Here is a 14,155-nt window from a genome sequence, read left to right as displayed (position 1 = left end):
TGTTAAAATTCATATGCACGTATCACCTTTCACTTTTACTTGTTTCTAGACAATTCAAGTATAAAAGAAATCGGTGATCACGTGTATTTTTTTATGCAAATTGTACGCATACCCCAACAAATATTATAGAACCCTATATACATAATCTACCCCATAAGAAAAAGGACTGCAGCGAGTGCAGTCCTTTTCTATGTAGTCATGCTATCCAATTAAGCTTCTTGTGTTTGTGGGTAGACGCTGACTTTCTTTTTGTCGCGGCCAAGGCGTTCGAAACGAACGACGCCGTCGATTTTTGCGAATAGAGTATCATCTCCACCGCGACCAACGTTTTCACCTGGGTGAATTTTTGTTCCGCGTTGGCGATAAAGGATTGAACCACCTGAAACGAATTGTCCGTCTGCACGCTTAGCGCCAAGACGCTTCGATTCGGAGTCACGACCGTTCTTAGTAGAACCTACTCCTTTTTTGGATGCGAAGAACTGTAAATCCAAACGTAACATAGCTGCCACCTCCTACTTTTTAAAGGATAATTGTATATATTCTGCATAGTCTAATTCAATCGTTTGTAAAGAGATAATCATCGCTTGAACGAGTAACTGGACCTCCGCATCGCGCTCCGTCACCGGAAACGCTACGCGTAAGTACCCACCATTCGCACCTTGCTCGATCTCCGGTATAATACCCGTCAGCTCAGAAATTGCATTCACCGCACCAAATGATACAGCTGAAGCACCTGCGCAAACTAAGTCTTTACCATGTTCAGCAAAGTCCGCATGACCATCCATCTCAAAAGCTGAGATGCGCCCAGAAGGCTCTTTTGTAATGTAGACATGTATCATGTCGGATTACAGATTGATTCCGTCGATCACGATTTTCGTGTATGGTTGACGGTGACCTTGTTTTTTGCGGTAGTTCTTTTTAGGCTTGTATTTGAAAACCGTAATTTTCTTTCCACGGCCTTGCTTGACAACTTTACCTGTTACAGTAGCGCCTTCTACGAATGGAGCACCGACTTTAACGTCATCTCCGCCCACCATTAGCACCTTGTCAAACGTTACCACTTCATCAGCTTCACCAGAAACCTTCTCAATGTAGATTTCTTGGCCTGCTTCAACTTTGATTTGTTTTCCACCAGTTTCAATAATTGCGTACATACTTGCACCTCCTCATTTTACTCAGACTCGCCTTGACAGGTGATTCGACTTGCAAATACTTAGACCTGTTCAGTGCGGTTGTAGCACGGGTGCTACAATCAATAACAGTAAAATATTATCATGTAAGAAGTAAAAGGTCAAGCATTATCTTTATATGAATGACAGCTTACTTATTTTTAGCCGCTAATTCAACGTAGAACGCTTCCTACCAATCGCCATTTGTTCAAAGATTTGTTCATATTTCCGAAAACGATAGGTGATAATATTTTGAATAGCTAAAAATGAGGTGAGCAGTACGTAGGGCATGCTATCTGGCAAGTAGCTGGTCAAATAGACGGTTAGTATGATTGAAGCAATGATGGAGTAGAGTGTGAAGTGTGAACGTGTAATGTATTTGTTTTGATCGGTCTCTAGCAATACTGAAAGAACTTGTCCGCCATCTAACGGCAATATTGGCAGTAAATTGACAGTCAGTAAAATGATTTGTATTTGCAAAAACTGCTCATTCCCGGGAAACTCCACCAATAAGCCAATGACTAACAGAACGGCTGTCGCGATAGGTCCTCCTAGCGCCGTGATCAGCCGTTGCTGTTTCGTTGCGAGCTGCCGATTGACAATCTGCAATTCCCCTCCGTATGGCAAAATCGTACAACTGCGAATTTTCATGTCAGCTTTGGTAGCGGCTAATACGTGTCCAAGCTCATGAAATACTAACGAAAATAAAATCATCGCGTACAAGGAAACGCCACCAACGACCATGAAAAATAAAAAGATCGGCAATAAAATGGGATGAATGCGAAATTTCATTCGAGGTCGCCTGTCATATATGTCGCAAGAACGGTTGGCTCCAGCGGAATTCCGTTGCGTTTGACTCGGATATAGATCGCTTCCTCATCCATCACAGCGATTTCATCTCCTCGCCTCACTGCAGTGTAAGGTAATGTTGAAAACGTACCGACGAATCCATACGTCACTTCATCTCCGTTATCATATTGCACCGTCACGGTTTTGCCTGATGTACGTGTGAAGCCCGTAAATACAACGAGTCCGTTTCCTTGTGATGTAATAGCTAACGGTTGCGTATACGAAATTATAGCGCCGTCTTGATACGGCTGAAATGATTCATACGAAGCAAATGGGTCGAATGCTGATTCAGCAGATACCGTGATGGATTCGTCTTCTGCCAACCAAGAGGAAACCCATTTTTTCATTACGACAAAATCTTTTCCTGTCGTTACATATTGCGTAACAGGCACATTCACAAGCTGGCGTTCTTCTAATTTTGATAAGCCAACAATTGACACAGTCAATACAATTGCGATGATCCATTTCGTTCTCCACTTCACCACGTCCCCTCCTTTACCTGTAGTGTATGAGAGGCTGTCTAGTAAAATGCAAAAAACTCAGCGCCGAGGAGGCACTGAGTTTTATCACAGCTATTATTTTCCAAATATATTCTTGATCTTGCCGAAGAATCCTGTTTTGCTTTTCCCCATCGTCATCAACGGCACCGACTCGCCTAAAATGCGTCGGGCAATATTACGATAGCCAATGGCTGCTGGATGCGTTGGGTCCATCACGACAGGCTCGCCTTTATTGGAAGAAGAAATGACGTTTCGGTCATCCATTACGATTCCTAGAAGATCAATCGATAAATGCGTTGTAATCTCATTAATATCCAATGTTTCTCCACTTTCCATCATGCCTTCACGGATTCGGTTAATGATCAGTTTAGGGGGTTCAATCCCTTCCTCTGCTTCAAGTAAACCAATAATTCGGTCCGCGTCACGCACAGCGGAAATTTCTGGAGTCGTTACGACAATTGCACGGTCTGCACCTGCAATAGCGTTTTTATACCCTTGCTCAATACCTGCTGGACAGTCGATAAGCACATAGTCATAATCCATTTTCATCTCAAGAACAAGTTTCTTCATCTGTTCTGGATTGACCGCACTTTTATCTGTCGTCTGAGCTGCAGGTAATAAAAATAAACGATCTTCAAAACGCTTGTCCTTGACGAGCGCCTGATGGACTTTACAGCGTCCTTCTACTACGTCGACTAAGTCGTATATGATCCGGTTTTCTAGACCTAAAATAACATCTAGGTTTCGTAGACCGATGTCTGTATCAATCAAACATACTTTTTTACCTTGTAACGCAAGAGCGGTACCAAGATTCGCGGACGTGGTTGTTTTCCCAACGCCACCTTTACCAGAAGTAATAACAATTGCTTCTCCCAAATTATATACCTCCCTTAAATGTCGCAAGGTTCGGACGTAAATGTCGGAGCTCTTGAAGCCGGTCAATCGCAATCTGCCCATTCTTGTGGAGATAAGCACATTCCATTTCAGGTTGTTCAGAAAGAATCGTCAACTCATCCGTCATGATTTCCATTTTATCAGCAATCTTCAAATGAGTAGCTTCGAGCCAAGATGCCGCAATTACAGCGTCCTTATTCCCATTCGCTCCTGCATGTGCGATGCCTTTTACGCGACCTAACACATAAATACTACCGCCCGCAATGACTTGGGCACTTTGATTCACATCACCGATAATGACCAAATCGCCTTGCGCTCGGACAACTTGTCCAGAACGAACGATTCCGACATAAGTCTCGGATTGTTCCTCAATCAATTTTTTCTCGCACGCCTCTAATGAAATGACGTCACTATGAACCTTCGAAACACGTAGGTTAGGAGAGGTATGAATGATCGCAAGGATACTCTTCATGTCTTGCTCGTCACAAAAGCGACGCCCAGTATGTAGCTGCACTTCAGATACACCTTCAAGTACGCTGCCTGTTACTTTTTCTTTTAGCTCATCCAGCAGATCGGAAAACGAACAATGATCATCCAATCGTAGCACTAAGCCGTCTTTTGTTCCTTTTATCGTTATCAACTGTGATTTCGTCACCTACATCACCTCGCAATGCTTAAAAGCCAGCCTGTTTTTGTGAAAATCGTTTTACTATTACTTGTTTAAACATGTAACCAAACATCCCAATGAATAATGAGTTGGCAATAACTGTCGGAATAAGCCGACGAGTCAAGAATTCACTAAAATCAATGGATGTCAGTGCTATAATACTTGCAAAAAGATAGGACAATAATTCCAACATGACAATCATAACTAATGATAACACCATAACTGTCGAAGTACGTCGCTCAATTTGACGAATAACGGACGCCGATACGAAACAAATGAGCGGGTACATAAATGTATATAATCCAATAATATCAATGTGATACATATCATACAAGATGCCAAACACTAAAGCATAAAAAAAAGCTCGTTTTCTACCGTAATATGTCGCAATAAAGATTAAAAAGACAATCAAAAATCGCGGAATCAATATATACAAGTTATTATTCAGCTCAATCGGAGAAAATAAGCTAAAAATCGGTTCTAAGAAAAATAATACGATAGCGATTAAGGGAATGACGAACCGAATCATGATTCATCTTCCCCCTTTGCGTCCACAGAGTTACCTCCATCGGTTCCATCGACCACAATCGCAGAACGCTTCGCGACCATGACATGATCCAGCATGGAGAAATTGGCTGCTGGACGAATATACGCTAACTTCGTCAAGCCGTAATCATCCGTAGACACTTCCGTAATCTCACCAATTAAGATACCTTTCGGGAAAATTCCGCCGAGTCCTGAAGACGTTACGGACATTCCTTTTTCGACATCAAAACTGGAGTCGATTCGCTTCATGATTAATTGACGGGATTGTTGATCAAATCCTTCAATTAGACCAAAAATCTCTTGCTCCCCAACAACCATTGCAGCTACACGGAAGTTGCTGTTTTCTGTCGATATCAACTCAATCGTTGACGTGGAAGGAGTCGATAAAATAACTTTCCCAATCAAACCTTGTGCAGTCATGACCGCCATATTGACGCCCACGCCATTGGTCGTCCCTTTATCGATGATCAGCTTTTCTTCCCATTGATCGGGATTACGCGAAATCACGGTAGATTGGATCGGCTCATACGCACGCAGATCGTCTTGTTTATCAATGATTCCCCGTAATTTTACATTATCCGCTTTAACATCCGCCAATTCGGCTTGTATCGATGCAAATGTGTCCAGTCGTTCTTTCAATCGCTTGTTTTCTTCGTATGTATTAAGCATTGTATCAATATTTTCAACGACCCCCGTGACGAAATGAGCCGGCTTAGTAAAGAGCGACTGCCCAAATCCGACAACATCCTTCACTTTCTGTTCCGGAACATTTGCATGGTTACGGTCGCGAAGTGAGAATGCAATTAATGCCACAAGGACGATTACTCCTACTAATAAAATGATTAATCGTTTATTGGAAAAAATACGCGGCATCGCCTACATCTCCTCCAATTATTGTGTTTGAATCTTTCTAATGAGATCTATATTTTCTAATGCTTTTCCAGTGCCGATGGCTACACAGTCTAATGGTTGTTCTGCAATGAAGACTGGCATTTTCGTCTCATTTAAAATCGCTTTATCCAAATTACGTAGCAACGAGCCACCGCCCGTTAAGACAAGTCCGCGTTCCATAACATCAGATGCTAATTCTGGTGGCGTCTTCTCAAGTGTCGAACGCATGCCCTCGATAATCGCGGCCACAGGTTCTTGTAACGCAATGACGATTTCTTGGGACGTAACCTCCATTGTTTTAGGTAAGCCCGTCAATAAATCGCGACCATGAATATCCATCTTTTCCGTTTTCTCAAGATCAAAAGCGGATCCGATTTCAAATTTAATCGCTTCAGCCGTCCGCTCACCAATCAGCATATGATATGTCTTACGAACATAATCTATGATTGCAGAATCCATCGCATCACCACCGACACGAATCGAAGTACTCGTCACAATGCCGCCAAGTGAAATAATGGCAACTTCTGTCGTACCGCCACCTATATCAACGACCATACTACCGGTTGGTTCCCAAACTGGTAAATCTGCTCCGATTGCCGCTGCAAAAGGCTCTTCGATCGTGAACGCTTCTTTCGCACCTGCTTGTTTTGCCGCATCGATGACCGCACGTTGTTCAACGGACGTGATACCATACGGGACACAAATCATGACATTTGGTTTTCTCCAAGAACTGCCTGCTGATTTTAGGGCTTCTTTTAAATAACGAGAGATCATAATTTTCGTTGTTTCAAAATCAGCAATCACTCCATCTTTCATAGGGCGAATCGCCACGATTGAGCTCGGTGTACGACCAATCATATTTCTAGCCTTGGTACCAACCTCGATGATTTCATTTGTGGCAGTATTTTTTGCTACTACGGATGGTTCTCTCAGTACAATGCCTTGATCCTTAATGAAAACTAAGGTGTTGGCAGTCCCCAGGTCAATCCCTACACTTCTTGTTCTGAACCCAAACAATTGTAATCTCCCTTTCTGCATAACCGTCATCGGCCTTCTTAAAAGCATACACCACATTATAACGGAAAGGTAACTAAATTTACAGTATCGCCTCGTCATAATGCAAAAAACATGAAAAAAGAGACTGATTTACCAGTCGTCCTACCAAATTCACAGTCTAATAGCATCTTTATGAGGAGAAATTATGCATTGCGTTCATTGAAACCACGTGACCGAACATAGAATCTTCCCGAAACACAATAAAAAAACAAGCATGGAGAACACAACATCATTCTCCCTACTTGTCGCTCACACAAACTATCCACTCTCATCAAATATACCCTTTATCTTTCAAACTAATAAACTTTTGATCACCAATAATAATGTGATCCAATACGTCAATCCCCATAATTTGGCCCGCGTCAATCAATCGTTTTGTCACTTCAATATCCTCTTTTGAAGGCGTCGTGTCACCGCTTGGATGATTATGCGAAATGATCATCGAAGCAGCCGACCGCTTGAACGCTTCACGAAACACTTCGCGTGGATGGACGATACTAGAATTCAAGCTACCAATAAAAATGGTTTGCTTATGTAATACTTCATTTTTTACATTCAGAAATAAAACAACGAAATGCTCCTGATTCAACGACGACATATCCGTCATCAAATAATTGGCGGCGTCTTCTGGCGAGCGAATTTTATACCGTTCATGGGGCGCCGCACGGTAAAGTCGCTTCCCAAGTTCCGCAGCCGCTAGTAACTGCACTGCCTTCGCTTCACCGATTCCTTTAATCTTCGTCATCTCGTCTACTGTTAATTCTTTTAAATCAGCCAAGCGATCGAGTGTCGATAACACACGATTGGCAAGCACCAAGACGGATTCCGAACGCGTGCCTGTGCGCAATAAAATCGCCATTAGCTCTTGATTGGAAAGATTACCTGCTCCTTCCCTAATCAAACGTTCACGCGGTCTGTCTGCAATATGGACATCACGAATCATCATTTTAGGCGCTAAATCCAGTGGCATATCAAGCGTCACCTACTTCTAGCGTCAGCCACTGTTCTTGCCGTAGATATTCTACCAATTCGCCCATCGGCAGTCCCACGATGTTTTGATAGTCGCCAACAATCGCTTCAACAAACAACATGCCTTCTGTTTGGATACCATAAGCCCCCGCTTTGTCTGCCGCGTCTCCAGAGCGCACGTACTCATTCACAAGACCGATATCAAGCTCCCTGAACTTCACTTGAGAGAGACTCGCGAACTGTAGCTTGCGATCGCCCATCAGCACCGTGACGCCTGTAATCACTTGATGCGTCTCACCTGACAGCTGCAATAGGAATTCCACAGCTTGCTCATTATTCACCGGCTTCGGATACTGTCGATCGTCCTTCACAACAATCGTATCCGCCGCAATGACCATCGCAGTCGGATTCTCATCAAAGACCGCCTGCGCCTTTTGCTCGGACAATCGTACCGCATAGCGATCTGGCTCATCTGGTGTAAATGGCAAATCCTCTTTCACACGGCTCGGTTTTACCGTAAATTCAATACCTGCTAACTGCAATAACTCCTTACGTCTTGGTGAATTTGAAGCAAGAACAATTGGTTGAGTACTAGTAAATTTCATAGGTAATGCCTCCTTTTCCATAGTGTACGCTATTGTCACCTTTTTGAAAAAGAAGCAAAATTCAATTCTTCCCCCGATATCGCGTCAAAATTGAATTTTGAAGCATGGGTCTTCATTCGAATAATATGCCAATAGATGCAGTCTCGCAATCGAAGAATCCTTTGTAAATGCAGTGATAGCGGTCAATTTCTTCTCAAAATCCGTCGCTTTTTTCTTATCCCCCTTACCTGCAGACAATTCAATTTTCGATAAATCGTCCGCCAGCAATGCTTTTTTCACTTCTTCCGCAGATTCGTGCTTACAAGTACCCGGCACAACTTTAATTTTCTTCTTAAACGCGTCTTCCGTTTCGTTCAACACGACCTGGCTTTCCTTTAGCCAAGCAGCCCCCCAAACGTAAAACTGATCGTTTACTGGCAAAATCACAGTCTTTGCCAAGGACGGACTCACCGCCACAAAGTCAGTCGCAGCCTCCTTAGCCGAAAACACTCCATACTGCTTCACAAACATCGTCATCGCGTCACCGTCAGCTACTTGTTCTTCACCCGCAGTCGGCCCCGTCGTAGCCACCTTCTTCCCGGGATCCGCCCCTTTTTCACTCGTGCTATAAATAGTCAAGCCAATGATCAATACGGCAATTAAACCAATCGCTACGCCTTGTAACATTGCCCGAAACACAATATTTCTAGAATACCTTTTACGAAAATTCATCTGCATTCACTCCACTTTTTTCTTCACTTTACCAAAGTCGACGCAAAAAAAGACAAGACTGTTGTCGTCTTGTCCGTAAACATTTTCTTATTCAATAAAACAAACTCGTGTACCAACCGACAATCTCACTACCATAAAAATAAGCAATGAGAGCAGCTACCGCAATCGATGGACCAAATGGCACCGGTGTCTTACGTCCTTGTTTTGTTCGTTTCAAGAAAATCATTCCAACAATTGCGCCAATTAACGAAGCGAGGAACAGCGTAAATAGCGTCTGCATCGTCCCAAGCACTAGACCAATGACGAAGAACAGCTTAATATCGCCACCTCCCATGCCACCATTCGACATAACCGCAATGAGAAATAGGATACCAAATCCCACAACAGCACCAAGCAAGCTATCCCACCAAGGCGTTAATGGACTGACGAAGCGCAATATAAAAATCGCCACACCGAACGGCAAAAGAATTTTATTCGGAATGAGCATATATTTCAAATCGGACACAGTCAAAATGACCAACATCGAAATGAAAAGAAGCGCAACAACGAGTTCCCACCGAAATCCAAAGTATACATACGCACAAACAAATAATACACCCGTCAGCAACTCCATCAGCGGATAGATTGCACTTATCTTTTCCTTACAGCCCCGGCACTTCCCTCTCAAAAACACATAGGAAAACAACGGCACCAGATCCACCGCCTTCAACTTTCGGTCACACGTCGCACAGTGAGATGGAGGTGATACAATGGATTCCTTCAGCGGCACACGCAAGCCTACTACATTATAGAACGACCCAAACGTGATCCCGTAGAGAAAGAAAAACATACCAATAATCCATTCCATAGACAGTCCCCTTACTCCACGGTCTCATCTCCGCGCATTTTATTGATCGTTGTCGGATCATCTTTCAATGCAGCGGCTGGCGCGTCTACTCTAGGCGCTTCATTCTGCAAGTTGACTAGATCCGGACGGAAGAAGGCGTTGAATGAAATGACCAATTCCATTTCCTCTGTCTCCGTTTCCGCTTCAGTCTTCTCCGCAGGTCCTCTAAATTGAATCGTTTCAACATTCATGATCCGCAACATTTCTTCGATTTCATAAATAAATTTTTCCACTTGATCGTATGTATCTGCAACTAACGCCACTTCCATCAATACCGTTTCCAAATTTTGTACGTTTTCAGGCAATAACTCTACCGGAAATGTATCTTTACTAAACTTTACACTATTAACTCGGCTGTCTGATTTCACTTCCGCTTTATCAATACGCAACAGCAAGGCATCTTCTAATGGAATAACAGGCACCTTTTTTTGCAACGGACCCGAAGAAATCGTTTTATCCGAATCTTTATTAGCTAACTGTTTTTGTAATGCAAATAAAACATCACGCTCAGTAGCTAGTTGCGTTTCCACTAGTTCACGTTGCTCTTTCATCGGCAAATACAAGCTGAAAATTGAATAGTAGACGACTGCACCAAGGAATAATACCGCTAGTCCAATTAAACCGATTCGCTGCTGTTTTTTCGTTACATACCTATCCATTCGTGCCGCCTCCTTCCGTATTCATATCCGCTGGAAGTTGTGGTTCACTATCGGCATTTGGATCTGCTGTAGCGTTAGGTGGTGTAACGCCTCGTTCATCTACGAATTGGATAAAGTATTTAGCTTCGTATCGCGGCAACACGCTTTGGCGTCCTTCTTGCTTCGATTCATTCGCACCCAATTCCTTAGCTTCTACCCCTTCAAACGTCGCATCAATTACTAACGAGGAAGATTTAATGCGTGTCAAATAATGTGCTGGCTCGGTCATGTCGTCAAATTGCACGTTCAACATTACTTCATTAGGTGCAGTGAACGTCAATTCCATGAAAAAACCTCGCTCAGGCAACGCTTTTACAAGATCCTTAATTAATGGATGTGTTTTATATTGGTAACCTTCTAGGAACTCGACAGTCGAAGCTAAATCCGCTTTTTCTTGGCCGAATGCTGAAGGTCTTAGCTGTGAAGTAATAGCTTCTTGCTGCTTTTGTACTTCATAGGTTTGTTGCTTCAATAACCGAGCCTCGTCTTCATTTTTTTGAGCCATCCAAGAAAGAATCGCCCAACTAATCAACGCCGCAACGAAAATTGCAAGTACAATCCATAGCCATGTAGTCCGCTCGCGTATTTTCTCCGGCAGTAAATTGATATCAACTAACTTCTGCATCCTACATCACTTCCTTCAAAGCGAGACCAATCACCCGGTGGAAATCTGCAGTAATTTCCGTACCATCCACGCAAGTGATCGGTTCCTTTACTAAAGGAAGCGCTTCAATCGCCAAGCGATCTCGAACCATTTGAAGTACTAGCTCCTGCTGTCCATATGTGCCATTCCACAGTAAATGCGTAATGACCGAATCCCTCTCCGCCAAATTAAAACGATAGAAATTCGCCAACTTTTCCAACTCCATAACAATCGTCATCGGTTCAACTTGCTTCTCATCAAGCGCTTCGCCCGTCGTCATACTAAGTGGAACTTCTAATTCCATGGAGCGAATGAATAAAGGATAATGACTATTAAATATTGATACAGTCAAACTGCGTCCACGTAAATCAGCCAAAAGAATATGCTCAGCACCCTCAAACTGGTATTCATGATGAGCCAATCGATACAACGAAAGTGGCGAGATATCCGCAATGACTGGATCAAGTTTCACTGATTCCAGTACATGTTCATACGCCTGCATCACACTTTCCTTAGATGCAATCAAGATCGCTTCGTTTTGCACATTATTCGCTATGTATGGCACCACATCAAAAACAGGATCCTCAAATGGTAAATAAATCGTTGAACCAATTTCAATAAAGAAATGGCCTTTCAACTCTTCATCTTCAACCGTTTCAGGATAGGCTACTTTTCGGATAATGACATATGCATCTGGCGCTAAGAAAGCCATACTACGTTTCACAAGATTCCAATTCTTCACCACTTCACCTAACACTTGCTCAAGCACTTCTTCATTAGCGATTCTACCTTGAGTAATGGTATATGGCGGAAGCGCCAGCTCCTTCGCTGTATCGAGAACGATCGGATTTCGGGACTTAATGCGCACATAACGAATCGCGTCGTCATCAAGCGTCAGAGAATGAATACGTTTTTTACGATTAAGCATCGATAATCGATGTGATAAATTTGAAAAAACGGACATGGTGCAACTCCCTTCCAGACAAGCAATAACAGGAAATAATACTGTCCGTATCCTATTATTGAGCTCCATTAATTATAGCAAATGCATAGAAGGAATGAAAGATTCATAGTGAATAATGCTTATAAATTGTAAATATCTTGATTAGACAGCTGAAACCATTTCAACTTTTCATAGTACTCTATTCCTACCATTACAATATTCAAACTTGATACATTCAGCCTCAACATTTTTGAATGTAAAAAGACTCTGGAGAGAATAATAATCTCTGCAGAGTCTTTTATTATTGTATAATTATAGGATTATGATCTTTTGAAGGTAATTATCTTGTTACCTTTACCTTAACACCTGTGGCAGTGGTATCGGTAGCTTTAACATCAGCATCAGTTATATCTCTTGAAGTTGCATCTTTGAAAACTACAGTAACACCTTTCGTTGTAGCAGTACCAGAAATAGTGTTTCCTGTGTCAGCTTTTTTAACCGTTGCGCCTGTCAATCCACCAGCATCTTCTAGGAATCCGCCTTCAATTAACTGCTGTTGTGTAACTACTTTATCTCCATCCACATTCGCTGTACCGCCTGTTTCCGCAAAGTACATCTGTGCTGCTGACAACACATTCTGACCATCAGCCTTCAAAGCATTAACTTTCGAATTCGTGATGATATTCCCGATAGACGGTACAGCAATCGCAGAGATAATCCCCAAAATAACAATAACCGCTAGCAACTCAACAAGCGTTAAACCTTTTTGATTTAACTTCTTCTTCAGAAACTTTTTCATTTGTTTTCCTCCTCTTGTTTCCCCTACTCTATGAATCTAGTATACCATAGTAATTAGGAGAATAACACTAGTAAAATGAAAAATAAATTCTTATTCAATATAAAAACATGAATTCTGTTACAAATTATCTATTTGTTCAAACATACTGAACATCGGCATCATAATCGCCAAGACTATAGTACCGACTATTGCAGCTAAGAAAACAATCATTAATGGCTCGATTAGCGCCTTTAAGCGATCCGTAGCGGCTTCTACTTCTTTTTCATAGAAATCAGCCACTTTCGCTAACATGGAGTCCAAAGAACCAGTTTCCTCTCCTATCGCAATCATATGAGGGATTAATGGCGGAAACGCCCAATGATTTAACATCGGTTCTGTCAATGAACCACCACGTTCCATTGATTCCCTTGATTCGCCTATTACTTTCGCAATGACCTTATTACCTATTACCCGCTCAGTCATGGACAATGACTGCAAGATTGGCACCGAACTAGAAAACATAGAGCTCAACGTTCGCGTCATCATTGCCAGAGCAGCTTTTTGAACGATTGGGCCAAAGATCGGTAATCGAAGCACGATCGTATCTACTGTATATTTCCCTTTTGGATTACTACGCAACAACATAAAGCCTACTACAATCGCTGAAACAATTAGAATAAGAAGATACCAGTAACTCTCAATCCACGCACTCGCTGCCATGACAGCACGCGTCAACCAAGGCAATTCACCGCCAATACTAGCAAACATATCAACAAACATCGGCACAACAAACCATAATAGGAAAACAACAACACCAATCGCAACGATTCCTACGACGATTGGATAAGCCAACGCTGACATGACTTTCTGTCTCGTTCGGTAAGCCTTCTCAAAATGATCAGCCAACCGATCAAGTGCCTCATCTACCGTTCCAGATACTTCTCCTGCACCAATCATATTTAAGATTAACGGTTCAAATACTTTCGGATGCTTCCCAAAAGCGACCGACAATGGTGTTCCAGTCCGTAAATCCTCTTGTATCGCAGCTAATATTTTCCGAAACCTTACTTGCTCTACTTGCTTAGATAAAATCCGAACCGCATCCACAATCGTTACACCCGCTTGCAACAACGTCGAAAACTGACGCAAAAACATAATAAGTTGATCTCGTTTAACAGGACTTCCAATCGTAATCTCTTTCGTCAATGCCGTTTCTTGTTGTTCCACGATACTAACTACACGAATCCCTTGGTTTTTCAACTTTATCGCTGCATCTCTCTTATTCGTTGCCGTTACCGATCCGCGACGGATAGATTTCGCGTCACGCCCTTCATACGTAAAACGCGCCAT

General features: G+C 42.5%; 19 protein-coding genes and 1 other annotated feature. All 19 genes read right to left on the bottom strand.

Going from position 1 to position 14,155, the window contains the following annotated elements:
- Positions 1-209: 209 nt before the first annotated feature.
- Complete coding sequence (gene rpmA, locus CSV79_RS09930; RefSeq protein WP_099688898.1) at positions 210-500, bottom strand: 50S ribosomal protein L27; 291 nt, start codon at positions 498-500, stop codon at positions 210-212.
- Between the two features lie 12 nt (positions 501-512).
- Positions 513-839: a ribosomal-processing cysteine protease Prp gene (locus CSV79_RS09925; protein ID WP_099688897.1), complete on the bottom strand. Its 327-nt coding sequence runs from the start codon at positions 837-839 to the stop codon at positions 513-515.
- A 6-nt stretch (positions 840-845) separates the two neighbouring features.
- Positions 846-1,154, bottom strand: a complete 309-nt coding sequence (gene rplU / locus CSV79_RS09920) for a 50S ribosomal protein L21 (RefSeq protein WP_099688896.1) — start codon at positions 1,152-1,154, stop codon at positions 846-848.
- Between the two features lie 13 nt (positions 1,155-1,167).
- Positions 1,168-1,244 (bottom strand) — a sequence feature (ribosomal protein L21 leader region).
- Between the two features lie 93 nt (positions 1,245-1,337).
- Entirely contained in the window at positions 1,338-1,961 is a 624-nt protein-coding gene (locus CSV79_RS09915) for a metalloprotease (protein WP_099688895.1), read from the bottom strand.
- Positions 1,958-2,500, bottom strand: coding sequence for a hypothetical protein (locus CSV79_RS09910; protein ID WP_099688894.1), 543 nt, complete (start codon positions 2,498-2,500; stop codon positions 1,958-1,960). The genes CSV79_RS09915 and CSV79_RS09910 overlap by 4 nt, the downstream gene beginning before the upstream one ends.
- A 93-nt stretch (positions 2,501-2,593) precedes the next feature.
- Entirely contained in the window at positions 2,594-3,394 is an 801-nt protein-coding gene (minD, locus tag CSV79_RS09905; RefSeq protein ID WP_099688893.1) for a septum site-determining protein MinD, read from the bottom strand.
- Between the two features lies 1 nt (position 3,395).
- Positions 3,396-4,067 carry a septum site-determining protein MinC gene (gene minC / locus CSV79_RS09900; RefSeq protein ID WP_099688892.1) on the bottom strand — a complete coding sequence of 224 codons (672 nt, stop codon included), beginning with the start codon at positions 4,065-4,067 and terminating at the stop codon, positions 3,396-3,398.
- Positions 4,068-4,086: 19 nt separating this feature from the next.
- On the bottom strand, positions 4,087-4,608 hold the full coding sequence (gene mreD / locus CSV79_RS09895) for a rod shape-determining protein MreD (protein ID WP_099688891.1): 522 nt from the start codon (positions 4,606-4,608) through the stop codon (positions 4,087-4,089).
- Positions 4,605-5,498 (bottom strand): rod shape-determining protein MreC, encoded by an 894-nt coding sequence (mreC, locus tag CSV79_RS09890; protein WP_099688890.1) that lies wholly within the window; start codon positions 5,496-5,498, stop codon positions 4,605-4,607. The genes mreD and mreC overlap by 4 nt, the downstream gene beginning before the upstream one ends.
- Positions 5,499-5,516: 18 nt before the next feature.
- On the bottom strand, positions 5,517-6,533 hold the full coding sequence (locus CSV79_RS09885; RefSeq protein WP_099688900.1) for a rod shape-determining protein: 1,017 nt from the start codon (positions 6,531-6,533) through the stop codon (positions 5,517-5,519).
- A gap of 310 nt (positions 6,534-6,843) precedes the next feature.
- A complete protein-coding gene (radC, locus tag CSV79_RS09880) occupies positions 6,844-7,542 on the bottom strand; it encodes a RadC family protein (RefSeq protein ID WP_099688889.1) in 699 nt (232 codons plus the stop codon).
- Position 7,543: 1 nt separating this feature from the next.
- Positions 7,544-8,146: a Maf family protein gene (locus tag CSV79_RS09875; protein WP_099688888.1), complete on the bottom strand. Its 603-nt coding sequence runs from the start codon at positions 8,144-8,146 to the stop codon at positions 7,544-7,546.
- A gap of 84 nt (positions 8,147-8,230) precedes the next feature.
- Positions 8,231-8,857: a hypothetical protein gene (locus tag CSV79_RS09870; RefSeq protein ID WP_099688887.1), complete on the bottom strand. Its 627-nt coding sequence runs from the start codon at positions 8,855-8,857 to the stop codon at positions 8,231-8,233.
- A gap of 91 nt (positions 8,858-8,948) precedes the next feature.
- Complete coding sequence (locus CSV79_RS09865) at positions 8,949-9,704, bottom strand: prepilin peptidase (RefSeq protein WP_099688886.1); 756 nt, start codon at positions 9,702-9,704, stop codon at positions 8,949-8,951.
- A gap of 11 nt (positions 9,705-9,715) precedes the next feature.
- Positions 9,716-10,402, bottom strand: coding sequence for a pilus assembly protein PilO (locus CSV79_RS09860; RefSeq protein WP_099688885.1), 687 nt, complete (start codon positions 10,400-10,402; stop codon positions 9,716-9,718).
- Complete coding sequence (locus tag CSV79_RS09855) at positions 10,395-11,066, bottom strand: PilN domain-containing protein (protein WP_099688884.1); 672 nt, start codon at positions 11,064-11,066, stop codon at positions 10,395-10,397. The genes CSV79_RS09860 and CSV79_RS09855 overlap by 8 nt, the downstream gene beginning before the upstream one ends.
- A 1-nt stretch (position 11,067) precedes the next feature.
- The gene (gene pilM / locus CSV79_RS09850; protein ID WP_099688883.1) at positions 11,068-12,048 is read right to left on the bottom strand and encodes a type IV pilus biogenesis protein PilM; all 981 of its coding nucleotides are present in this window, start codon (positions 12,046-12,048) and stop codon (positions 11,068-11,070) included.
- Between the two features lie 319 nt (positions 12,049-12,367).
- Positions 12,368-12,826: a type IV pilin protein gene (locus CSV79_RS09845; RefSeq protein WP_099688882.1), complete on the bottom strand. Its 459-nt coding sequence runs from the start codon at positions 12,824-12,826 to the stop codon at positions 12,368-12,370.
- A 117-nt stretch (positions 12,827-12,943) separates the two neighbouring features.
- Positions 12,944-14,155 carry a type II secretion system F family protein gene (locus CSV79_RS09840; protein ID WP_099688881.1) on the bottom strand — a complete coding sequence of 404 codons (1,212 nt, stop codon included), beginning with the start codon at positions 14,153-14,155 and terminating at the stop codon, positions 12,944-12,946.

It is taken from the genome of Sporosarcina sp. P13, assembly GCF_002743055.1.
In the GTDB taxonomy this organism is placed as follows: domain Bacteria; phylum Bacillota; class Bacilli; order Bacillales_A; family Planococcaceae; genus Sporosarcina.
The sequence above is the reverse complement of the archived record's forward strand: the minus strand, read 5'-3'. Positions and strand labels throughout refer to the sequence as shown.